This window comes from Nocardia sp. NPDC050718 (assembly GCF_040654235.1).
Lineage (GTDB): Bacteria > Actinomycetota > Actinomycetes > Mycobacteriales > Mycobacteriaceae > Nocardia.
Window position 1 is genome coordinate 210,871 of sequence record NZ_JBFAHQ010000004.1, and the last position, 21,000, is coordinate 231,870.

Below are 21,000 nucleotides of genomic sequence, written 5' to 3' on the forward strand. Positions count from 1 at the left end.
CATATGGTAGTGTCGCGGCATGGCACACAGGAGCGGCAGGATGGGCTGGCGTGGGGCACTGCCGGCAGCCGCAATCTCGCAGTAGAACAGTTACGACATAATCCTATGACAAAGCGCAATGCTGCTTTTTCGCGCGCTCGCGCGGTCACCGAATCATTCGACTTCAGAATGCGTGTCGCGCGATGACGATGAACACCGAAATCGATGAGGTGTCGATTCCGACGCCGGCGGCTGTGATTCGCAAGAATTTCGCCGACACCGTTTTATCGAGTGTGGCCACACTGGGGCGGGCGCTGCGAATGGGTGCGCAGGCTGTCGCCGTCGGGGTCTCCGATATCTTTCGATTGCGCGTGCAGGTCGACGAAACCCTGCGGCAAGCGTGGTTTCTCATCAAAGTCACCGCGGTGCCCAGTATTTTGATGGCGATTCCGTTCGGCGTCATCGTCTCCGCGCAGGTCGGCAATATCGTTTCCCAGCTCGGCGCTGATTCGATGATCGGTGCGGCCGGTGGGCTCGGCGTCATCAAGCAGGGGGCTCCGATGGCCACGGCGATGCTGCTCGGCGGCGCCGGTGCCGCTGCTATCGCGGCCGATCTGGGTGCCCGTACTGTCCGCGAAGAGGTCGACGCGCTGCGTGTGATGGGTGTCGATCCGGTGCAGCGCCTCGTTGTTCCGCGGATCGCGGCGATGATGCTCGTCGCTCCGCTGCTCAACATCCTGATCATCTTCGTCGGCATCGCCTCGGGCTTCGTGGCCGCGGTGACCGCGATGGATGTGACACCGGGTAGCTACTGGCAGTCCTTCGGTTCTTTCACCACGCCGGCCGATGTCTGGGTCTCGCTGATCAAGGCGACTCTGTTCGGTTTCCTGGTGGTCGTCATCGCCTGCCAGCGGGGGCTGGAGGCCAACGGGGGACCGCGTGGCGTCGCGGACGGGGTCAATGCCGCCGTGGTGATGTCCATTGCGGCCGTCGTCGTCCTCAATACCGCGATCACCCAGGTGGTAACGATGTTCCTGCCGGTCAGGATGGCGTGATGGCGGCCGCGCCCTACCGGCCGCCGGTGCTTCGCTGGACGGGATGGCTGCAGCGCCGGTTCCCGCCACTGCGGCCGGTCGATTCGCTCGGATTCGTGCTCGGGTTCTGCTGGCAGGTGATCTCGACGGTGCCCTACACGCTGATGCGCTACCGGCGCCAGACGGTCGCCGTCATCACCGATATGACCTGGGGCCGTGGCTCGATCATCGTCGGCGGCGGGGTCGTGCCGTTGATGTTGCTGATGGGTGCGGCGATGGGTGCCTCGATCGGTATCGAGGCGTTCAGCGCGCTGAACCTGTTGTCGCTCGGGCAACTCAGCGGACTCATCTCGGCGTTCGGCGTGACCCGCGAATTGGCGCCGATCGCGGCGGGGGTCGGGTTCGCCGCGCAGGCCGGGTGCCGTATGACCGCCGAAATCGGTTCGATGCGAATCTCGGAGGAAATCGATGCCCTGGAATCGCTGGGAATTCGTTCCGTGCCTTTCGTGGTGACTACCCGTGTGATCGCCGGCATCATCGCGGTCGCGCCGGCGTTCGTCGTCGCCTTGATCCTGAGCTATTCTTCCTGCGCGTTCATCGTGACGGTTGTGCATGGCACACCCTCGGGAACGTATGACCACTATTTCGATCAGTTCATTCTCACCTGGGATGTCGTTGCCGCGACGATCAAGGTGATGATCTTCGCGATCACGGTGGTCTTGATCCACTGTTACCAGGGGTATTTCGCGACGGGCGGTCCCGAAGGTGTCGGCATCGGATCGGGCCGGGCCATTCGCGCGAGCCTGGTGTCGATCATCGCCCTGGACATGCTCGCGACAATTCTGCTGTGGGGATTCCGATCTCCCATTACGTTTACGGGGTGACGGCATGCCTGTCTATGGATTGCCTGGATCGGAAGTCGGGCCACTCAAAGCTCGGTTGTTGGGTGTGTGCGCGGTCGCGCTCACGCTGATAGCCGCCGGGGTGTGGCGGGTGTTGCCCGATGCGGATTCGGCCGAGGAGATCGACGTCGTCCTGATCGTCGGTTATGTCGGTGCCGGGATCGGGCCGGGGACCGATGTGCGGCTCGACGGAGTCCGGGTCGGGTCGGTCGGCGGGATCGATGTCGCCGGGCAGGGTCGACGGCAGATCGAGCTGAACCTGGTCCGATCCCAATTGTTCGGTCTGACCAGCGCGCTGTCGATCGACTACGTGCCGGGCAACCTGTTCGGCATCAGCGCACTCGAGGTGCACCCTGACGCCGGCGGTGTGATCCTCGCGGACGGGTCGACGGTCGACCTCACCGAGGGCCGGACCGATCGAGTCCGCGACGCCACTCTCGCCTCGCTGCTGAGCTACACCGGTGAGCTGACCGAGGACGTGCTGACGCCTCAGCTCACCGAACTACTGCACACCGTGGCCCGTGACCTGGGCGCGTTCACTCCACTCATGCAAGCGATCGGCACGACGGTGCGTTCCTACACCGAGACCGCGCAGCTCCCGCCGTCGGTGCTGTTCGACCGCTACGGCGCGGCGCTGGCCGGCCTGCCGCCGATGCTGAGCGGCGGTCTGACCGTGCTGCACGCCAGCTACCGCAACGGCTACCTGGCCGAGCAAGAACATCTCGACAAGTTCGGCTACATGTGGCCGAGCATCCAGAACGAGTTGCTGCCCGCCGTCACCGCCCTGTTCGGCACCGCGCGACCCTACTTCGGCGGATTGCTGCCCATCGTGAGCATGCTGCTCGATCGAGTCTCGGGATCAGTCGGCGATCCGACGGTTTCGGCTACGCAGCTGACCGAACTGATGGATCGGCTCGACCGCGCGTTCCGCGACGGTCCGGACGGGCCGGTGCTCGACGCCCGCGTCGAACTCGACCTCGTCCCCGGGCTGGCGGGTCCGCTGGCGGCGCTGGTCGATCGACTGCCCGCGGGGGGAGGACCGCGATGACAACCCGTGCGCTGCTGATCCGGGTCGTGGTCACGGCGGTGTCGATGCTGATAGTCCTGTCGGGGATCTTTACGGTGATCACACGTCCGGTCGAGGGTGACACCGACACCCACACCGCGATGTTCACCGACGCCAACGGCCTGCGGCCGGGTGACGACGTGCGCCTCTACGGCGTCCAGGTCGGCAAGGTCGTCGCTGTCGAGCTCGACGGTGGCCTGGCCCGGGTGCGGTTCACCATCGGGTCCGATCGCCCGCTGTTCGTCAATTCCAAGGTCGCGGTCCGCTATCAGAATCTCACCGGGTTCCGCTATCTGGACGTCGAGCAGCCCGCGCAGCCCGGCGAACAACGCGGCGCGGGATCGACTTTCGGCGTCGATCAGACGGTGCCCGCCTTCGACATCACGACCTTGTTCAAAGGTCTGCAGCCCGTGCTGCGCGAACTCTCACCCGATGATCTGAACCGTTTCACGACCAGCCTGCTCGCCGTCGTGGAGGGCAACGGCACGGGTATCGGCCCCGCGCTCGGCGCGATCGAGAACCTGAGCCGGTACGCGTCCGACCAGCAGGCGGTGCTGTCGGTGCTGGTGGACAACCTGGCCGAGGTCTCCGATCACATCGGCGGCGATTCGGGAAACGCGATGAAACTGCTGGGCAGCCTGACAGATCTGTTCGCCGTGATCGCCGCCAAGCTGCCCGGACTGGTCGATTTCTCCCAGCAGATCCCCCCGGTGATCCAGCCGCTGCGCAGCATGCTGACCGTGCTCGGCCTCACCGGGCAGGAAGATCGAGATCTCGACGCACTGTTGAAGCAGTCGTTTCCGGACCCGTACGACGCGGTCGCGGTGTTCGAGCGGATGCCCGGGTTGATCGAGTCGATCGCCGCGGCGGTACCGGCGTCCGGTCCGCAGGCGGGCTGCGCTCATGGCGCCGCTCAGGCTCCCGAGCCACTCCATATCCTGCTCGCCGGTCAAAGGATTGTCCTGTGCAACTCATGAACCTGCGCGCGCGGATCTCGGTGCGGCGCACCGGAGTAGCCACCGCACCGAGGAACACCGATCTGCGCTGGGGCCTCGGGGGCCTGTGCGCGGTGGTCGTGCTGGTCGCGGCCGTCGGTGTCGTTTCGCTGACCGGGACCACCAGGGAAAGGACCTACCGCGCGGAGCTGAGCCAGGCCGGGACGATCCGGACCGGCGACGATGTCCGGATCGCGGGCATCCCGGTGGGGAAGGTGAAATCGCTGACGCTGCTGCCGGACCGGGTGCGGATGGAGTTCACCGCCGACTATGACGCCTTCCTCGGCGACCAGACCGTGCTCGACATCCGCATGCTGACCGTTGTCGGCGGCTACTACCTCGCCGTCGAGCCGGCCGGGACCAAGCCTCTCGGAGCCGGCGTCATCCCGCCGGAACGGGTCATCATCCCCTACAACCTCACCCAGGCATTCCAGGACGCGGTCGAGCCGGTCCGCGCGATAGACGGTGCGGTGCTGCGCCAGAACCTGGCCCAGTTGTCGACATCGCTGAACCAGAGCCCGGAATCGATCCGGGCCGTGGTGGGCGCCGCGTCGGACCTGGTCGGGCTGATGGAAAGGCAGAACTCCGAGGTCTCGCGCACGCTGTCGCTGGCCGATGAGTACCTCACGGCGATGCGGGAGAACTCCGCTGTGCTGGCGAAGCTGCTGACCACCTTGGGCACGATGGTGAACATCATCGCCAACCACAAGGTCGTGGTCGCGCAGGCCCTCAACGACCTGGCGGTCGTGCTGTCGGATATCGCGCCCCTGGGGCGGGCCTGGGACAACGGCGTGAAGGAGCGGGCTCGAACGCTCGCCGATGCGATCCCCCCGCTGACGCAGCTCGAGGCCCGGCTGGGCGAACTGCTCGAGGCACTGCGCACCATGCACCGGCAGCTGCTGCCGCTCCTGCCCCCTGGCGGTGGGATCACCGTCGACCAGTCCGCCGCGGCCATCTGTGTGCCCGTACCCGGAGGGACCTGCTGATGATGCGACGATTCCTGGGATCACGGGCGGTGATGTCGGTGGCGATGATCGTCGCTGTCGTCGTCGCCGGTGCAACTGTGCTGGCGATCGGTAAACCGGCCCCGGCGACGCGCGACTACTGCGCCGACATGCCCGACGGCATCGGCCTGTATCAGGGCAGCTCCGTCACGGTGCTGGGCGTACCGGTCGGCGAGGTGACCGAGGTCGAACTCGTCGGCACCATCGCGCGTGTGCGGTTCACGGTGCGGGCCGACCGCAGACTGCCGGAGGACGTCGGCGCTGTCACCGTCAGCGACACCTTGATCGCGGACCGGAAGCTGGCGCTGATCGGCGACGAGCCGACGCACGGCGGCTGGAGCCCGGGCCGGTGCATCACCAGAACGCTGACCCCGAAGAGCATGTCGGAAACCTTCGACGCCCTGGCCCAGCTCAGCGACCAGCTCAACGCTGTCGACGACCCGGCGCAGCGCGATGCGCTCGGATCCGGGATCGCGGCGCTGGACCGCGCGACTCACGGCTCCGGCGAGCAGATCAACGCACTCATCAACAGCGCGAGCGCGGCGCTGGCCGCCCCCGACGCCGCCATCGGGCACATCGGGGCGTTGCTGGACGCGGTAGCCGAACTGACCCAGCGGGCCCGCGGCGGCTGGCCGCAGGTACGCGAGACCGTCAGCGGACTGCCGCGGACCTTCAACGACATCAATGTCATCGCGTTCCCACCGATCATCGACCTCGTGGCCGCGCTGAGCCAGGTGTTACCCCAGATCAACGATGTGATCATGATGTTCGGTTCGCCCGCGTTGCGCGCGCTGGATTCGGCCGCGAGCCTGGCCGACCTGCTGAAGGCGGGCGTCGGATCACTGACCGAGCTCATCGGAATGATCCCGGCGATCGCGACCGGGTTCGCCACGGCCCTCGATCCGGCCACCGGGCGGCCCACACTCGGCTACGCCGCACCGAAACTCGTCCTGGCGTCACCGGATTCGGGCCAGGTCTGTGCCGCGGTGCAAGCGATCACCGGGCAGGGCTGCCTGACCGCGGACAACGGCGCGCTCACCCTGCCCCCGCTGCCGGTTCTGCTGGCGGGGGTGAGCGCGCGATGACCCTGCTCACCGCCCGATGTCGCCGAATGGGCACGACCGTGGCACTCACCGTGGCACTCGCGGTGACCGGCTGCGGATTTCAGCCGGCGGAGATCACGGTGCCGGGTGCCGGCGTCGACGGCCCCACCTACGATCTGCACATCGAGTTCGCCGACGTTCTCAATCTTCCGCCGGGAGCGAAGGTGTTCGCCGACGGCGTCCGGGTGGGCCAGCTGATCGGCCTGCGGCTCGTCGACCCGATCTCGACCGCGCCGACCGAACAGGGCAGGCGCGGGTACGTCGTCGCCGATGTCGCCGTCCGCTCGTCGGTACAGCTGCCCGCGGCGACGACCGCCGCGCTGCGGCAGGAGACACCACTGGGTGACGTGCACATCGCGTTGCGCGCACCGGCGGACTCGACGGCGGCCCCGATGCCGCCGGGCGCCACGATTCCCCTCGCGCAGAGCATCCCCTCGGTGCCGATCGAGGACATCTTCGCGGGGCTGGCCACCTTCGTCGGCAGCGGGGCGGTGACCGATATCCAGACCATCGTCACCCAGCTGAACGCGATCATGCCCGATGATCCGCGCGAGACCGCGCGCATCGCCGAGGTACTCGGCCGCGACCTGGTCGACCTCGGCGGCAATCTGAGCTCCGTGGGTGCCGTGCTCGACGGTCTCGCGGCGACCGGCCACGGCCTGCGCGAGGACGTCCCGGTGTTCGACGACCTGTTGACGCCGTACGGCGTTGCGCACACCGTCGATTCCATCAACGCCCAGATCGGCGTCATCTTCGTCCTCACCGCTCTCGGTCCGGTCGCGCCCAGCCTGAGCTGGCTCGGGCCGGTCGTGCAATCCCTCGATGGCACCACCCGGGCGATCGTGCCCATGCTCTTCGGCGGCCGCCCGCTCGACGCCGACTCGCCCTCGACGATGAAACAGGTCGTCGACCTGATCCAGGACAAGATCATTCCTTTTGCCGATCGGGGTCCGAAAGTGAACGTTGTCGGTGTGACGATGGGCGCGCAGCAGCCCGCGGCGATGTCGTCGGAAGAGCAGACCGCCCGCATTGTCGACACCCTGCGCATGATCGGGGTGCTGCGATGAATATCCGTGCGGCGGTGTCGCTCTCGTCGATTGTCGCGGTGTTGATATTCGGCGTCGGGTACATGGCGTTCGGTGTGCTGCACGTCGATCCCCGGCGCGGCTTCGTCACCGTCGAGATGCGCCTGGACGACTCGGGCGGCTTGGGCGCCCACGCCCCGGTGCTGGTGGCCGGGGTGCAGGTCGGCCGTACCGAGACGGTGACCAAGCAAGCCGGCGGCGTCCTCGTGCGCCTGCGGATCGAGGACCGGTACCGGATTCCGGTGGCCAGCGAGGTGCGGATCGAACAACTCTCGGCGCTGGGTGAGCCCTATGTGCAGTTCTCGCCGGTGCGCGATGCCGCGCCGTATCTCGAGGACGGACAGGTGGTGCCCACCGAGCGGATCCGGATGCCGATGACCATCACCGCGTTGTCGGCGAAACTGGTGCGACTGCTCGAACAGATCGATCCCGCAGTGATCGGGAATCTGGTCGGCACCTTCGATCGCGCGCTGAGCGGAACCGATTCGGCCGTGCACACCCTGCAACGATCGACGTCGCTGTTGGCCGCGACGCTGCTCAGCCGCACCCAGACCGTCCGGCAATTGTTCGACGACCTTCAGGCGCTCGGCGGCGACATCGAATGGCTGGGGCCGTCGCTGGCCGCGGCGGGCCCCGAGTTCGCGGCGTTCGGTACCACGTTGAACCGGATTGTCGAGTCGGGCGCGGCACTCGCGGAAAGCCGTCCGGTCACCGACTATTTCACCGGCGACGGGCTGGTGCCCTTCCTGCGGAACATGACCACCCTCGTCGAGCAGATCGGGCCGACCGCCGCCCAGCTGGGGCCGGTGCTGGAACCGGTCGTCACCGACGCGATGAATCGGACACCGGCGCTGGACATCAGCGCATTGATCAATCAGGCGCTCCACGGCGTCGATGCCGACGGCACCCTGCAATTCCGAATCGGCGTCAAGTAGCAGATCCACCTCGTAGCCCACCGATTCGGCGGAAGGACAGCACATGACAACGCGGACCGACGAGGTCGGCGACACCGCGACAGCGGAGGTCGACGACACATCCACCGATCAGGCGTCCGCGGCGACGCGCGGATCTCGACTACCCCGGGTGGGCGAGCGGACGGTGTCGCTGTCGTTGACCACGCTCGTAGCCGCGTTCGCGATCGTGGCGCTGCTCGTGTCGACCGCGGTTTTCGCGATGCTCTACCGATCGGCCGACGCCGACCTGGCCGCACGGGAGGCGAAGTCCGTTGACGACCGGCATGCCGAACAGGTCGCGTCGAATTACGCGGTGGGTGCCTCGACGATCGACTACCGCGACACCAGAGCGTGGCTGAACCGGCTGAAAGCGGGCACCACCCCCGAACTGGCGGCGAAGTTCGAGGCCACCTCCCCACAACTGGAACAGATTCTGCTGCCGTTGCAGTGGACGTCCACAGGGACGCCGCTGTCGGCGCAGGTGATCTCCGAGGCCGGCGGAATCTACAAGGTGAACGCCTATCTCACGGTGACCTCGACGAGCGCGCAAACCCCGACCGGTGCCCAGACCACCGTGACCTACTCGCTGACGCTGGATCGCAACGCGGACTGGAAGATCACCGATGTCGGTGGTCTGCAGAACGCTTTGCCGACCAAATAGCACCGTGCCACTCGAACCACGTGTCGTCGGGCCGACGACACGTGGTTCGCAGCAAGCATCCTCGACTCTCGTTGTCCCCGGTGTGGTCACCCGTGGAAAAGGCGCGAATCGCTTTGTCTCAGAGCGCTTTCAGCTCCTCGGTGACCGCGCTGGTCGGCGGCAGTGAACTGGACAACACTCTAGACATTAGTATGGAATGGTGGCCAGAATAGAGCGTGAGTCGCGGCGTTCCAAGGAGAACTGATGGCCATAACCCAACCGCTGCCCGAGACGTCGGACGGACGACGCCGGATCGCACTGGAGAGTCCGATCGATCGGCATCGGGTCGGGGAACTGGTGGTGAGCACCACGGAAGACGTCGAGCGCGCGGTGGCCCGCGCCCGTGCCGCCCAGCCTGTGTGGGCGGCGTTGCCGGTGCGGGAACGGGCGAGGATCGTGCGCGGCGCGCTCGATGTCCTCGTTCGCCGGCGCGAAGAGATCATCGATACAGTCCATGCCGAGACCGGCAAGCCGCGCATCGAGGCGCTGACGATGGAGCTGGTTCCGTCCTGCGACTTCATCAATTACTGGAGCGCGCACGCGGCGCGCGCTCTGAACCCGGAGCGTCGCGGTTTGCACGGATATATCCGGCCGTTCCGGAAACTGTTCGTGCACTACCAGCCGCTCGGTGTGGTCGGTGTGATCACGCCGTGGAACGCGCCGTTCGTCTTGTCGTTGAATCCGGTCGTCCAGGCGTTGCTCGCAGGCAACGCCGTGATTCTCAAACCGTCCGAAGTCGCGCCGTATTCGGGTGCGTGGGTTGTTCGCCTGCTGCGGGAAGCCGGTGTCCCGGAGGACGTCGTCCAGGTCCTGCACGGTGACGGACAGACAGGTGCCGCGCTCGTCGATTCGGGTGTCGACAAGATCTGCTTCACCGGAAGCGTCGCGACGGGGCGCAAGGTCGGCGCGGCGTGCGGCGCGGCGCTGACACCGTGTGCCCTGGAACTGGGTGGTAAGGACGCCATGATCGTCTGCGCGGACGCCGACCTCGAACGCGCGGCGGCCGGGGCCGTGTACTTGTCGCTGTTCAACTGCGGTCAGGTGTGCCTCAGTGTGGAACGCGTCTACGTGGTGGAAAGCGTTGCCGACGAATTCATCCGGCGGGTGCGGGAGCAGGCTGCGCAGGTGCGGTTCCGTCGTGACCAGGCCGCCGATGTCGGACCGCTGATCTGGGACCGGCAGCTCGAGGTGGTGCGGCGCCATCTCGAGGATGCGCGACTGCGTGGCGCGTCGATCCTGGTCGGCGGTGATCCGGTCGGGGGAGACGGCCTGCATTTCGCACCGACGGTTGTCATCGACGTGACCCACGAGATGGACCTGATGACAGAGGAGACCTTCGGCCCGGTCGTGGCGATAATGCGGGTGCCCGACGAGGACTCGGCGATCGAGCTCGCAAACGACAGTCGCTACGGTCTCAGCGGTTCGATATTCACCGAAGACGGCGCCAAAGCGCGCCGGATCGCGGCGAGGCTCAACACCGGGTCCGTCGTCCACAACGACGCCGCGGTGATCTACGGCGTGCCGGAGGCGCCGTTCGGCGGGCGCAAGAGCAGCGGGCTCGGACACATCAACAACGGCGCGGAGGGGCTGCGTGGCTATACGCATCCCCAACCCGTCCTGGTCTCCCGCGGTGGATCGAAACGGGAAGCGATCTGGTACCCGTATTCCCCGGCGACCGAGCGACAGCTCGCAGCGTTGGTTCGATTCGGCTTCGGAAGTCGTCTCGGCAGACGGCTGCTCTCGTAACCCGGGGCCCGGCCGCCACAACCGGGACATCGCCGCGCCGATCCTGGTGTTCGACGCCGGCGTCGGTAGCGTCTCGGCCGCGTGGCGGGCCGCTACCGGTCGGCTACTCGGGCCACCGCGCGGATCGGGGCACCGTCCGCCCCGCTGAGCCGTAGCGGGAACAGCGAGATCTCGATCGCGGCGCCCGCGGTCAGCAGCCGGTCCAGCCCGGTGAGATTCTCGGCGATGACCGCGTGCGCGCCGCACAGGATCCGGTGCGCCGGGAGGGCGAGATCGTCGGCCTCGGACGGGTCGATGCTGGGAGCGTCGATGCCGACGGTCCGGATTCCTTTGTCCACCAACCACTGTGCGGCATCCGGGTGTAGAGAGGGATGGCCGAGATAGTCGGCGGTGCCCCAGCTGGTCGACCAGCCGGTGACTATCAGCACCACCGCACCCGGGACGGGATCGAGGTCGAACAGCTCGACTCCGATCGCGCCGCGCGCGGGCACGGAACGGGCATCTACGAGGTGCGCGGGCCCGATGAACCGTTCCAGCGGCAGTTCGTCGAGGGTGGGCAGGCGATCGTCGAGGTGAGCCGGTGCGTCGACGTGGGTCCCGGATTGCGATCCCAGGTGCACGCGCAGCACGTTCACCCCGTCGTCGGCGACCCGGAGGGCCGGTTCCAGCAGGACTTCCGGGTCGCCGGGGAACACCGGCATGCCGGTGTGGATCGGCTGGGTCAGGTCGATCAGGCGCACACCCGCAGCTTACGAACCGGTCCGGCGCCGCGCGGATGCGGCGCGCGCGGCGAATAATCGTTAGCCCTCCACATCATCGCCGGATAGCCTGGTGAGACCACCGAGGAGCTCTGGGGAGGAGCGAAACGATGTGGAACTGGGGAAAATCCATCGCTGAACACGCGGCCGCGGCCGCCTGGACGACCTGGCCGCCCGCCGACACCCGACCGACCATCGTGGACCCGCCGGCGTGGGGACGGGAGGCCGCTGTCGCCGGACCGCACGCGGACGAGTGAACGGCCGACCCTCGGGTCGGCCGTCTTCACCTGTGCTGTCCGGGCTTTCGGCCCGGATCGGCCAGGCCCGCACCGGTGACGAGGGGAAGGTCCAGCGTGGTGCGGATGCCCGGCGGCGCGGCGATGACGGCGGGGATCGCGTTCACCACCCGCATCGCCGTGCCGACGAGACTGGCGTGGTTGTGGTCGCCGTGGTCGCTGAACATGGCCAGATCCAGGGTGTAGTGCGGCTCGCCGGTGATCTCGACGCGGTAGGACCCGCCGGAACGGGCGGGCTGCGGCCACTCGGGTGCGAGGTCGGCCCGCAGCCGGGTGACGTGCTCGAGCACGGTGACGGGCCGGTCCCCGACCATGCCGCGGACCTCGAATCGCAGGGCCGCCGCGGTACCGGCGGGGATGGTGCCCGACGAGATCTCGAAGGTCTCCGGCGCGGGCAGTCGCTCGTAATGCTCGGTGACGCTGTCGAGTTCGAGGTCCAGACCGGCGGCGAGCTGGCGCACCACGCTGCCCCAGGCCAGCGAGAGCACGCCGGGCTGCAACAGCAGGGGTGTCTGGTGCATGGGCCTGCCGAAGCCCATGATGTCGAACATGACGGCGGGATTGTCGTAGGTCGAGTAGTCGACGATCTCGAGGCAGCGCACCTGCTCGACGTAGTGGCAGGTGCCCAGCAGGGCCAGCGGCAGCAGGTCGTTGGCGAAACCCGGGTCGATGCCGTTGACGAACAGACTGGAATTGCCCTGCGCCGCAGCTTGTTCCACCGGGTCCAGCAGATCCGCTGGCAGCACATGCCACGGGTACTGGAGGAAGACGGGTGCGCTGGCCACCACATTGATCCCGGCGGCGAGCAGCTCGCGCAGGTCGGCCAGCGCCTCCATCAGCCGGTTGTCGGTCATGGCGGTGTAGACGACACAATCGGGTCGCAGCGCCAGGATGTCGGCGGTGTCGGCGGTGGCGAGTACGCCGGTGGGCGTGGGTGATCCGGCGAGCTCGGCGGCGTCGCGACCGGCCTTGTCGGGACCGGAGACGCGCACGCCGACCAGGTCGAAGCGGGGGTCGGCCAGCACGCCCGCCAGGGCGTGCCGCCCGACATTGCCGGTGCCCCAATGGACTACGCGGTGAACCATGGTGTCGTCCTCACAGATCCGGCAGGGGGATGGTCAGGTTCGGTGCGATGAGCCCGCCGTCGACCTCGAGCACCTTCCCGGTGAGGAAGGCGCCCGCGGGCGAGGCCAGGAACAGCGCGGCCGCGGCGATGTCGGTGGGCTCGCCGAGGCGCCCCAGCGGTGTCGCCTGTTCCATCGCCGTGCGCATCTGGTCGTTGCCCGCGACGATGTCGAGCGCCGAGGTCAGGATCGAGCCGGGGGCGATCGCGTTGACCCGGATCCGTGGGCTGAGATCCATGGCGGCACTGCGGGTGTAGTGTGCCAGGGCGGCTTTGGCGGTGGCGTAGGCGGCGAACGCGCGGCCCGGCAGCCTGCCCATGGTCGAGGTGATGTTGACGATCGATCCGCCGCCCGCGGTCTCGAGCATCTTCGGCACCGCGGCCCGCACCAGGGCGTGCGCCGTTCCGACATTGAAGGCGAAAGCCTCGGTGAGATCGTCGGGGGAGGTGTCGAGCAACGGTCGCGGCAGTGCCCCGCCCACATTGTTGACGACGATGTCCAGGCGGCCGAACCGCGCGGTCGCGGCATCGGCCAGCGCGGTGACGGCGTCCGGGTCGGCCAGGTCGGCGACCACGACGTGCGCGCGCCGACCCGCCGCCTCGACCTGATCGGCGACCCGCCGCAGGTCGGCCTCGGTGCGCGCGGCGATCACCACGTCGGCACCGGCCTCGGCGAATCCGGTCGCGATCGCGGCGCCGAGGCCGCGTCCCGCTCCCGTGACAACGGCTACCCGGTCGTCCAGACGGAACTGGTCGAGGATCATGAGCACCTCTCGTGCGTCGAATATTCGACTAATATGTGGCGAATAGTCGAAGCAGTGTAGGGCGGGTCACATCCGCAGACAAGGGGTGTCATGCCGGAATCCGCGTCGCCGCCGACCCGCCGGGTGATCGAGGTAATGGAACTGCTGACGCGCGGCGACCGGGCGTTGACCGCCTCGGAGATCGCGTCGGCGCTCTCGCTCGCCCGTGCCACGGTCACCGCGGTACTCACCGAACTCACCGACGCCGGATGGGTGCGCCGCGACCGTGACCGGCGCTTCGGTCCCGGCCCCGCGCTCGCCGCACTGTCCGTCGCCGACCCCGAGATCCCGGCCGCGACGGTGAGCGCCGAGCTGCGGGCGATGGCGGTGGCCGCGCAGTGCGGCGTGACACTGAGCCGCATCGCCGACGGACGGCTCACCGTGGTGGCCAAGGAGTACGCGCGGGGCGCGCGCATCGTGCCGGGACTGGCGGTCGGACAATCCATTCCGCTGTCCTACCCGGCGGGCGCGGCGGTGATGCCGTGGCGCGGGGACGCCGAACGCCGCGCGTGGTCGGCGGCGGTGACCGGTCCGGCCCGGCGGGGCGCACCCGCGCTGCTGCGGTTCGTCACCACCCACGGCTGCGCGATCTTCGGGCCGGACTCCGCCGACGCGGGTCTGGTGGAGGTGCTCGCCGAGCTGCTCGGCGCGGTCGGCGGCGAGGTGGTCCAGCCGGAACTCCGCGCCCGGGTACTGCGGCAGCTGGCCCGCTTGACCGCGCGCCCCTACCGCGACGCCGACCTCGCCGACGAGCGCCCGCTGCCCGTCAGCTATCTGTCGGCGCCGGTGCTCACCGGCGCCGGTGCGCCCTACGAGGTCCAGATCGGCCCGCTGCGATCGACGGTGGGCCGGGGCGAGCGCGAGCGGTACGTCGACACGATCCGCGCGGGCGCCGAGTCGCTGTCGGTGGCGCTCGCGCGGCGCGGATGACGGCCGTGCGGGCGTGTTCGTCCCGCTGAGGCCGGGCGCGGCTGATTACCGACGTCGATCGTGGCTATGCCCCCTGTGTAGGGCCTTCGCGGCGCACGGATGCGACAGGAACGAGAGTGATCATGGACCTGCGAACGACGATCGTGACGACCGCGCTGATCCTGGCCGCCCTGGGCGGGGCGACGGGATGCGCGGAGCTGGAGAAAGCGGTCAACAAGGGTGGTGACACCCGGTGCAGTGAGTACCTCGCCCAGGACTCGGCGAAGAAGCACACCACGGTGACGAAGCTGCTCGAGGAAGAGGGCCGCGGGAACGCGGCGGCGGACCAGAACGATGTCGACCTGGCGGTCGCCGCGATCAACCTGATGTGCGGCGGGCAGGCGAATCCGGACACGCCGATCCGGGACGCGGATCTGTCCGGGGTGCTGGTCCCGAAGTGAGGACCGCGCGAACAGTCCCACTCGGCGGTCACCCGATGTCGTCCCGGCGCGGTTCCGTGGGACGGTGAGGGGTCGAGAACAGTCCACCCAGGAGGTCACCGGGCATGCGGGGCATCAACCACATCGTCTTGTTCGTCGCGGATCTGCCGCGCAGCATCGCGTTCTACGAGGACGTGCTCGGATTCGAGCGGCTCGCCGAGGGGTTCCCCGGCGGCGCCTTCCTGCGTCACCCCGGCTCGGCCAACGACCACGATCTGGGGCTCTTCCAGGCCAGGACGCGCGGTGCGGGACAGGGCTCGGTCGGGCTGTATCACGTCGCGTGGGAAGTGGATACGTTGGCGGAGCTGGCCGCGGTTCGCGACGCTCTGGCCGCCGCGGACGCGCTGACCGGCGCGAGCGATCACGGGTCGACCAAGGCGCTCTACGCGCGTGACCCCGACGGCATCGAGTTCGAGGTGTGCTGGCTGGTGCCCGACGCGCACGTGGAAGACGCGCTGGCGCCCGGCACCTCCCTGACCGCGCCGCTGGACATCGACGCCCAGATCCGCCGATACGGCGCCGACACCCCGGGCGGTCCGCGCACCGACCCGCAGGTGTGGGCCCGGGTCGCGGCGCGGCGGGCCGCCCTGTCCTGACCGGATTCGGCCCACTGAGTGGGAGGAATTTCTTACACCGTCAGGTCGAACGTGGTTACTGTCGAAGCCATTCGACGACGTGAGGGATCCATGACACAGACGACCGGGGACATCGGCGCACTGCTGCGACGCGTGCAGGTGATGGAGGACAAATGGCAGATCCTCGAGCTGATCGCCGCCTACGGTCCCGCGGTGGACAGCGGAGCCGCCGACGCCACGGCCGCACTGTGGTCCGAAGACGGTGAGTACGACGTCGATTCGGGGATGCTGCGCGGGCGCGCCGAACTGCGCGCGATGGTCGGCGGCGCACCGCATCAGGGCTTCATCACCAACGGCTCCGCGCACCTGATCGGCCTGCCGCACATCGAGGTGGACGGGGATCGCGCGGTGGCCATCGGCCATTCGCAGCTGGTGCTGAAGGTGCCGGGCACGACCGCGGACTTCCGGGTCGCCCGGATCACCGCGAACCGCTGGGAACTGGTCAAGGCCGACGGTCGCTGGCAGGTGGAGCGCCGGGTGGCCCGGCTGCTGGACGGCAGGCCGGAGGCGCGCGAGCTGCTCGGCGGTGTCGGCACCGGATCCGAACGGAGCTGAGCATCATGGATCTCGACAAGTACGGACCCTGGGCGGTGATCGCGGGCGGATCGGAAGGCGTCGGCGCCGAATTCGCCGAGCAGCTCGCCCGCGCTGGCACACATCTGGTACTGCTGGCGCGCAAGGAAGAGCCGCTGCTGGCGACCGCCGAGGTCTGCCGCGCCCACGGCGTCGAGGTGCGCACCCTGTCGGTCGATCTGCTGGCCCCGGACGCGCTCGACCGCATCGTGGCCCTCACCGAGGACCTGACCGTGGGCCTGCTCGTCTACAACGCGGGCGCCAACACCTACGGCCACGAGTTCGTGACAGGTGACCTCGACCGATTCCGCGAGGTGATCGACCTCAACATCACCGCCCAGCTGCGGCTGGTCCAGCACTTCGGCGCGCCCATGCGCGAGCGGCGCCGCGGCGGGATCCTGCTGGTCGGCTCGCTCAGCGGCTATCTGGGGTCGGCGCAGATCAGCGTCTACGCGGCGGCCAAGGCGTTCCTGCGGACCTTCGCCGAGGGGCTGTGGCTGGAGATGCGCGACTACGACGTCGATGTCCTGCACTTGGTCCTCGGTGTGACCCGCACCCCGGCCATGGCCCGAGCGGGCCTGCGGATGGACCGGCCCGGCCTGCGGGTCTCCGAACCCCGCGAGGTCGCCGCGCAGGGGCTGGCGAGCCTGCCGAACGGACCTGTCGTCGTGGTGACGGAGTTCGCCGCGATCGCCGAGCGCAACAGCGGAACCGACCGGGCCGCGCTGCTGCTGGCGGCGAGCGCCGGGGCGCGCAAGCTCCTGCCGCCGCCGGGCGCTCGGGAGGCGGTGCGATGAGGATCGGGATCGACACCCCGGTGGTCACCCGGGTGCCCGGCGCGCACAGCCCGTGGGAGGAGTCGGCGGGCATCGCCGAACTGGCGCGGATCGCGGTCGTCGCCGACCGGCTCGGTTTCCATCACCTCACGTGCAGCGAACATGTCGCGGTGCCGACCGCCGTCGCGGCGGTGCGTGGCGCGACGTACTGGGATCCGCTGGCCACCCTGGGCTACCTGGCCGCGCGCACCGAACGGATCCGGCTGGCCACCAAGGTGCTCGTCCTCGGTTATCACCATCCGCTCGAGATCGCCAAGCGCTACGGCACGCTCGATGTCGTGAGCGGTGGACGGCTGGTCCTCGGCCTGGGAGTGGGCTCGCTTCAAGAGGAATTCGAGCTCCTCGACGTGCCGTTCGACGACCGTGGCGCCCGTGCCGACGCTGCCCTGGTCGCGCTGCGAGCCGCGCTGTCGCAGCGCGTCCCGCACCACGACGGCCCGTATCACCGGTTCTCGGACCTGGTGGTCGAACCGCACGCCGTCCAGGAATCGGTCCCGCTGTGGGTCGGTGGCCGCACGGCCCGGTCGCTGCGGCGCGCGGTAGACCTCGCCGACGGCTGGGTCCCGTTCGGGCTGACCTTCGACGAGATCGGCACGCTGCTCGCCCGCCGCGAGCCGCCCGCCGGCTTCGAGGTCGTGCTCTCGGCCGGATCCCTGGACCCGCTCGGAAACCCCACGGGGACAAGGAAGAAGCTCGCGGCGGCGACCCGCGCGGGCGCGACGGTGATCGGCGCCGCGCTATCGGCGACCTCGGCCGAGCACTACTGCGATCAGCTCGGCGCGCTGGCCGAGATCCGCGACGAGGAGTCCGGGGCGGTGCCGGTTCCCGGCAGGTGACCGTCCATCCACCGCAGCATCCGATCGACCGAGTCGGCGCAGTCGTCCCCCGCGCCGGACTCGGCCCACTCGATCAGCGCGGCGAAGGTCGCGGACTGGTAGGCGGTCGCGAGCGCCCGGCAGATGGCGGCGGGGGAGCCGGGTAGCCGGCGGGCGAGATAGCCCGAGAGCGTATCGATCCAGGGCTGGTAGATCCGGGGCGCGGTCGCGGCGAGCTCGGGTTCGGAGGAGATCAATCGCAGCCAATCCGGCGCGAGCTCATGGATCCGCGGGTCGCGCGAGACCGATTCGACGATCGCCGTGCGGACCACCAGCGCGGGCAGCGCGTCCTCGGCCGCGCCGGTGAGCGCGTCGCGCAGCCGGTCCGTGGCAGGCGCGACCCCCAGCCAGGCGATCTCGGCCCGGGAGGAGAAGTGCCGCAACAGGGTTCGCGCGCTGATCCCGGTGGCCTCGGCGAGGTCGTTCCAGCTCGTCGCGGCGAAACCGCGTTCGGTCCACAGGCGCAGCGCGCCCACGGAGACGGCCCGGGTGTCCAGCACCGACGGGCGGCCGGGGCGGCGGGCAGCGGGCGGCGTCACGGCGAAAGCCAACCAGTTTTGGCGAGGTGTGTCAATATTGCGGTCGACCACGAGTCACCTCATCGAACAGGAGTAACTGGTATGGAATTCGTCAATGCGTCCGCGATCGTCACCGGCGGCGCGTCGGGTCTGGGCCTGGCGACCGTGCGGGAACTGCACGCGCAGGGCGCCAAGGTCGTCATCGTCGACCTGCCGTCGTCCAACGGTGCGACCATCGCCAAGGAGCTGGGCGAGGGCGCGGCCTTCGCGGCAGCGGACGTGACCGACGAATCGGCGGTGTCCGCGGCCCTCGACGTCGCCGAATCGCTGGCGCCGCTGCGGATCGCGGTGAACTGCGCGGGCATCGGCAACGCGATCAAGACGGTCGGCAAGAAGGGCGCGTTCCCGCTCGCCGACTTCACCAAGGTGATCAACGTCAACCTGGTCGGCACGTTCAACGTGATCCGGCTGGCTGCCGAGCGCATGGCGGCCACCGAGCCGGTCGGCGAGGAGCGGGGCGTCATCGTCAACACCGCCTCCGTCGCCGCCTACGACGGCCAGATCGGCCAGGCCGCCTACTCGGCGTCCAAGGGTGGCATCGTCGGCCTGACCCTGCCGGTCGCGCGTGACCTGGCGGGCTTCAAGATCCGGGTCGTCACCATCGCGCCCGGTCTGTTCCGCACCCCGCTGTTCGAGACGCTGCCCGAGGAGGCGCTGCAGTCGCTCGGCGCGCAGGTGCCGCACCCCTCGCGCCTGGGCCAGCCCACCGAGTTCGCCGCGCTGGCCCGGCACATCGTGGAGAACCCGATGCTCAACGGCGAGACCATCCGCCTCGACGGCGCGATCCGCATGGCGCCGCGCTGATCCGATCGGCACCACGACCACCGGCCGGGCACTGTGCCCGGCCGGTGGTCGTCTGTCCGGGTCCGGTGCCGTGACCGGCTACCGCATTCCGTCCCGGTCATCCGGGACAATTGGGACATTTCACTCGTCCCATCGGTGCTACTCGTTCGTCCTCCCCGCCGCCGCAGGCCCTTGATTTGATACTGGCGCCCGACGCGCAGACCAGCGTCGGCAGCGCACAGCTCGACATCGTGGCGACACGATCCGGGGAGCGGAGGACGGCTTGCTGGAAATACGGAACATCACCGTCCGATTCGGTGGCGTGACCGCCCTGGACGGAGTGTGCTTCGACGTCGGGGAGTCGGAGATGCTCGGGTTGATCGGCCCGAACGGCGCCGGAAAGACCACGCTGTTCAACTGCCTGACCGGCCGCGGCAAGCCCGACGCAGGCACGGTCACCTATCGCGGAATCGATCTGCTGCGGAAGCGTCCCGACGAGCTGACCGGGCTGGGAATCGCCCGCACGTTCCAGAATCTCGGATTGTTCGAGCACATGACGGTGCGCGAGAACGTCCTGGTCGGCGCGCACCACCGGGCGACGTCGGGATTCGGCGCGGCGGCCCTGTGGCTGCCCGGGGTCCGGCGCGAGGAGACCCGGCTCGTCGCCGACGTGCACGAGGTCCTCGAACGCCTGGATCTGCTGGACGTCGCCGACCACCCGGCGGCCGGACTCCCGTTCGGCACACTCAAACGGATCGAACTGGCCAGGGCACTGGCCTGCCGGCCGCGGCTGCTGATGCTGGACGAGCCGGTCAACGGTCTCAGCCACGGCGAGGTCTTCGAGTTCGCCGCGCTCGTCCGCGCCGTGCACGCCGAATTCGCCCTGACTGTCATCGTGGTCGAACACCACATGGGATTCGTGATGGGCCTGTGCGATCGGGTGGTGTGCCTGGACTTCGGCCGGGTGATCGCCGAGGGCACGCCCGCGCAGGTGCAACGGCATCCCGAGGTCGTCGCCGCCTACCTGGGGACCCCGGCATGAGCGAGTTCCTCGTCGTCGACGGCGTGTGCGCCGGATACGGTGCGGCGCAGGTGCTGCACGAGGTGAGTGTGTCGGTGGCCCAGGGCGAGGTGTGCGCGATCCTCGGCCCCAACGGCGCGGGCAAGACCACCCTGCTGCGGACCGCGAGCGGCATGGTGCGGGCGCGCGCGGGCAGCGTGCGCGTGGACGGCGTGGTGCTGGGCCGATCGACGCCGGAATCGGTGGCGCGGCTCGGCGTCGCGCACGTGCCGCAGGGGCGCGGCACCTTCGCGCCGCTGACGGTCGCCGAGAACCTGCGCGCCGGGGCGTTCACCCGCCGCGACACCGCCGCGATCCGTGCCGACCTGGACAAGGTCTTCGGTTACTTCCCGATCCTGAAAGACAAACTGCGGCAGCAGGCGGGCGGCCTGTCCGGTGGCCAGCAGCAGATGCTGGCTCTCGGCCGCGCGCTGATGATGCGGCCGCGCCTGCTGCTGCTCGACGAGCCCTCACTCGGGTTGTCGCCGTTGGTGACCCAGGAGCTGTTCGCCATCATCGCCGCCGTCAACGAAGCCGACGGCACCACCGTCGTGGTGGTCGAACAGAACGCGCATCTCGCGCTGGCCATCGCCGATCGGGCCCACGTGCTGGAGACCGGCCGGGTAGTGCTGTCGGGCACGCCGGCCCAGATCGACGCCGACGACCACATCGCTCGTTCCTACCTCGGATATCAGGCCTGACCC

The 21,000-nt window shown here is 68.9% G+C and carries 23 protein-coding genes; 19 read left to right on the forward strand and 4 right to left on the reverse strand.

Translation table 11 applies throughout. The features are described 5' to 3' along the window. Positions 1 to 182: 182 nt before the first annotated feature. The 10 genes from AB0H54_RS19995 (at position 183) to AB0H54_RS20040 (ending at position 10,567) form a co-directional block, all read left to right on the forward strand. Positions 183 to 1,034 carry an ABC transporter permease gene (locus AB0H54_RS19995; protein ID WP_357346809.1) on the forward strand — a complete coding sequence of 284 codons (852 nt, stop codon included), beginning with the start codon at positions 183 to 185 and terminating at the stop codon, positions 1,032 to 1,034. Further along, the gene (locus AB0H54_RS20000) at positions 1,034 to 1,897 is read left to right on the forward strand and encodes an ABC transporter permease (RefSeq protein ID WP_357346810.1); all 864 of its coding nucleotides are present in this window, start codon (positions 1,034 to 1,036) and stop codon (positions 1,895 to 1,897) included. Before AB0H54_RS19995 ends, AB0H54_RS20000 begins: the two co-directional genes overlap by 1 nt. 109 nt (positions 1,898 to 2,006) lie before the next feature. Continuing rightward, on the forward strand, positions 2,007 to 2,963 hold the full coding sequence (locus tag AB0H54_RS20005) for a hypothetical protein (RefSeq protein WP_357346811.1): 957 nt from the start codon (positions 2,007 to 2,009) through the stop codon (positions 2,961 to 2,963). After that, positions 2,960 to 3,958 carry an MlaD family protein gene (locus AB0H54_RS20010; RefSeq protein ID WP_357346812.1) on the forward strand — a complete coding sequence of 333 codons (999 nt, stop codon included), beginning with the start codon at positions 2,960 to 2,962 and terminating at the stop codon, positions 3,956 to 3,958. The genes AB0H54_RS20005 and AB0H54_RS20010 overlap by 4 nt, the downstream gene beginning before the upstream one ends. After that, the gene (locus AB0H54_RS20015) at positions 3,955 to 4,962 is read left to right on the forward strand and encodes an MlaD family protein (protein WP_357347542.1); all 1,008 of its coding nucleotides are present in this window, start codon (positions 3,955 to 3,957) and stop codon (positions 4,960 to 4,962) included. The genes AB0H54_RS20010 and AB0H54_RS20015 overlap by 4 nt, the downstream gene beginning before the upstream one ends. Continuing rightward, positions 4,962 to 6,065, forward strand: coding sequence for an MlaD family protein (locus AB0H54_RS20020; RefSeq protein ID WP_357346813.1), 1,104 nt, complete (start codon positions 4,962 to 4,964; stop codon positions 6,063 to 6,065). The genes AB0H54_RS20015 and AB0H54_RS20020 overlap by 1 nt, the downstream gene beginning before the upstream one ends. A 26-nt stretch (positions 6,066 to 6,091) precedes the next feature. After that, complete coding sequence (locus AB0H54_RS20025; RefSeq protein WP_357346814.1) at positions 6,092 to 7,150, forward strand: MlaD family protein; 1,059 nt, start codon at positions 6,092 to 6,094, stop codon at positions 7,148 to 7,150. After that, on the forward strand, positions 7,147 to 8,103 hold the full coding sequence (locus AB0H54_RS20030) for an MlaD family protein (RefSeq protein WP_357346815.1): 957 nt from the start codon (positions 7,147 to 7,149) through the stop codon (positions 8,101 to 8,103). The genes AB0H54_RS20025 and AB0H54_RS20030 overlap by 4 nt, the downstream gene beginning before the upstream one ends. A 43-nt stretch (positions 8,104 to 8,146) precedes the next feature. Continuing rightward, positions 8,147 to 8,782, forward strand: a complete 636-nt coding sequence (locus AB0H54_RS20035; RefSeq protein WP_357346816.1) for a hypothetical protein — start codon at positions 8,147 to 8,149, stop codon at positions 8,780 to 8,782. A gap of 243 nt (positions 8,783 to 9,025) precedes the next feature. Continuing rightward, a complete protein-coding gene (locus AB0H54_RS20040; protein WP_357346817.1) occupies positions 9,026 to 10,567 on the forward strand; it encodes an aldehyde dehydrogenase family protein in 1,542 nt (513 codons plus the stop codon). A gap of 92 nt (positions 10,568 to 10,659) precedes the next feature. On the opposite strand, the gene AB0H54_RS20045 is transcribed toward AB0H54_RS20040, so the two are convergent. The 3 genes from AB0H54_RS20045 to AB0H54_RS20055 form a co-directional block, all read right to left on the reverse strand. Continuing rightward, on the reverse strand, positions 10,660 to 11,307 hold the full coding sequence (locus tag AB0H54_RS20045; protein WP_357346818.1) for a cyclase family protein: 648 nt from the start codon (positions 11,305 to 11,307) through the stop codon (positions 10,660 to 10,662). 301 nt (positions 11,308 to 11,608) lie between these two features. Further along, positions 11,609 to 12,706 carry a diacylglycerol kinase gene (locus tag AB0H54_RS20050; RefSeq protein WP_357346819.1) on the reverse strand — a complete coding sequence of 366 codons (1,098 nt, stop codon included), beginning with the start codon at positions 12,704 to 12,706 and terminating at the stop codon, positions 11,609 to 11,611. A 10-nt stretch (positions 12,707 to 12,716) separates the two neighbouring features. Continuing rightward, the gene (locus AB0H54_RS20055) at positions 12,717 to 13,508 is read right to left on the reverse strand and encodes an SDR family oxidoreductase (RefSeq protein WP_355272472.1); all 792 of its coding nucleotides are present in this window, start codon (positions 13,506 to 13,508) and stop codon (positions 12,717 to 12,719) included. Between the two features lie 90 nt (positions 13,509 to 13,598). On the opposite strand from AB0H54_RS20055, the gene AB0H54_RS20060 reads away from it, so the two are divergent. The 6 genes from AB0H54_RS20060 (at position 13,599) to AB0H54_RS20085 (ending at position 17,836) form a co-directional block, all read left to right on the forward strand. After that, complete coding sequence (locus AB0H54_RS20060) at positions 13,599 to 14,477, forward strand: helix-turn-helix domain-containing protein (RefSeq protein WP_357346820.1); 879 nt, start codon at positions 13,599 to 13,601, stop codon at positions 14,475 to 14,477. Between the two features lie 122 nt (positions 14,478 to 14,599). Further along, positions 14,600 to 14,917, forward strand: coding sequence for a hypothetical protein (locus tag AB0H54_RS20065; protein ID WP_357346821.1), 318 nt, complete (start codon positions 14,600 to 14,602; stop codon positions 14,915 to 14,917). 104 nt (positions 14,918 to 15,021) lie between these two features. Then, positions 15,022 to 15,552, forward strand: coding sequence for a VOC family protein (locus AB0H54_RS20070; RefSeq protein ID WP_355272467.1), 531 nt, complete (start codon positions 15,022 to 15,024; stop codon positions 15,550 to 15,552). A gap of 90 nt (positions 15,553 to 15,642) precedes the next feature. Then, positions 15,643 to 16,146 carry a nuclear transport factor 2 family protein gene (locus AB0H54_RS20075; RefSeq protein ID WP_357346822.1) on the forward strand — a complete coding sequence of 168 codons (504 nt, stop codon included), beginning with the start codon at positions 15,643 to 15,645 and terminating at the stop codon, positions 16,144 to 16,146. A 2-nt stretch (positions 16,147 to 16,148) separates the two neighbouring features. Next, positions 16,149 to 16,961, forward strand: a complete 813-nt coding sequence (locus AB0H54_RS20080) for an SDR family NAD(P)-dependent oxidoreductase (RefSeq protein ID WP_357347544.1) — start codon at positions 16,149 to 16,151, stop codon at positions 16,959 to 16,961. Further along, on the forward strand, positions 16,958 to 17,836 hold the full coding sequence (locus AB0H54_RS20085; protein WP_357346823.1) for a TIGR03619 family F420-dependent LLM class oxidoreductase: 879 nt from the start codon (positions 16,958 to 16,960) through the stop codon (positions 17,834 to 17,836). The genes AB0H54_RS20080 and AB0H54_RS20085 overlap by 4 nt, the downstream gene beginning before the upstream one ends. Here AB0H54_RS20085 and AB0H54_RS20090 read toward each other — a convergent pair. Further along, complete coding sequence (locus AB0H54_RS20090; RefSeq protein ID WP_357346824.1) at positions 17,770 to 18,414, reverse strand: TetR family transcriptional regulator; 645 nt, start codon at positions 18,412 to 18,414, stop codon at positions 17,770 to 17,772. The two genes, AB0H54_RS20085 and AB0H54_RS20090, sit on opposite strands and share 67 nt — an antisense overlap. An 81-nt stretch (positions 18,415 to 18,495) precedes the next feature. Here AB0H54_RS20090 and AB0H54_RS20095 point away from each other — a divergent pair, with 81 nt between their 5' ends. From AB0H54_RS20095 to AB0H54_RS20105, 3 genes are all read left to right on the forward strand, one after another. After that, on the forward strand, positions 18,496 to 19,257 hold the full coding sequence (locus AB0H54_RS20095; RefSeq protein WP_355272460.1) for a 3-hydroxyacyl-CoA dehydrogenase: 762 nt from the start codon (positions 18,496 to 18,498) through the stop codon (positions 19,255 to 19,257). A 262-nt stretch (positions 19,258 to 19,519) separates the two neighbouring features. Continuing rightward, entirely contained in the window at positions 19,520 to 20,278 is a 759-nt protein-coding gene (locus AB0H54_RS20100) for an ABC transporter ATP-binding protein (protein ID WP_357346825.1), read from the forward strand. Further along, complete coding sequence (locus AB0H54_RS20105) at positions 20,275 to 20,997, forward strand: ABC transporter ATP-binding protein (protein WP_355272456.1); 723 nt, start codon at positions 20,275 to 20,277, stop codon at positions 20,995 to 20,997. Before AB0H54_RS20100 ends, AB0H54_RS20105 begins: the two co-directional genes overlap by 4 nt. Positions 20,998 to 21,000 lie beyond the last annotated feature (3 nt).

Coding starts and splice junctions, on each gene's coding strand:
- AB0H54_RS20095 (WP_355272460.1), top strand. CDS start 18,496: ATGGAATTCGTCAATGCGTCCGCGATCGTCACCGGCGGCGCGTCGGGT.
- AB0H54_RS20070 (WP_355272467.1), top strand. CDS start 15,022: ATGCGGGGCATCAACCACATCGTCTTGTTCGTCGCGGATCTGCCGCGC.
- AB0H54_RS20015 (WP_357347542.1), top strand. CDS start 3,955: ATGAACCTGCGCGCGCGGATCTCGGTGCGGCGCACCGGAGTAGCCACC.
- AB0H54_RS20065 (WP_357346821.1), top strand. CDS start 14,600: ATGGACCTGCGAACGACGATCGTGACGACCGCGCTGATCCTGGCCGCC.
- AB0H54_RS19995 (WP_357346809.1), top strand. CDS start 183: ATGACGATGAACACCGAAATCGATGAGGTGTCGATTCCGACGCCGGCG.
- AB0H54_RS20050 (WP_357346819.1), bottom strand. CDS start 12,706: ATGGTTCACCGCGTAGTCCATTGGGGCACCGGCAATGTCGGGCGGCAC.
- AB0H54_RS20075 (WP_357346822.1), top strand. CDS start 15,643: ATGACACAGACGACCGGGGACATCGGCGCACTGCTGCGACGCGTGCAG.
- AB0H54_RS20025 (WP_357346814.1), top strand. CDS start 6,092: ATGGGCACGACCGTGGCACTCACCGTGGCACTCGCGGTGACCGGCTGC.
- AB0H54_RS20060 (WP_357346820.1), top strand. CDS start 13,599: ATGCCGGAATCCGCGTCGCCGCCGACCCGCCGGGTGATCGAGGTAATG.
- AB0H54_RS20085 (WP_357346823.1), top strand. CDS start 16,958: ATGAGGATCGGGATCGACACCCCGGTGGTCACCCGGGTGCCCGGCGCG.
- AB0H54_RS20105 (WP_355272456.1), top strand. CDS start 20,275: ATGAGCGAGTTCCTCGTCGTCGACGGCGTGTGCGCCGGATACGGTGCG.
- AB0H54_RS20000 (WP_357346810.1), top strand. CDS start 1,034: ATGGCGGCCGCGCCCTACCGGCCGCCGGTGCTTCGCTGGACGGGATGG.
- AB0H54_RS20055 (WP_355272472.1), bottom strand. CDS start 13,508: ATGATCCTCGACCAGTTCCGTCTGGACGACCGGGTAGCCGTTGTCACG.
- AB0H54_RS20020 (WP_357346813.1), top strand. CDS start 4,962: ATGATGCGACGATTCCTGGGATCACGGGCGGTGATGTCGGTGGCGATG.
- AB0H54_RS20010 (WP_357346812.1), top strand. CDS start 2,960: ATGACAACCCGTGCGCTGCTGATCCGGGTCGTGGTCACGGCGGTGTCG.
- AB0H54_RS20040 (WP_357346817.1), top strand. CDS start 9,026: ATGGCCATAACCCAACCGCTGCCCGAGACGTCGGACGGACGACGCCGG.
- AB0H54_RS20035 (WP_357346816.1), top strand. CDS start 8,147: ATGACAACGCGGACCGACGAGGTCGGCGACACCGCGACAGCGGAGGTC.
- AB0H54_RS20030 (WP_357346815.1), top strand. CDS start 7,147: ATGAATATCCGTGCGGCGGTGTCGCTCTCGTCGATTGTCGCGGTGTTG.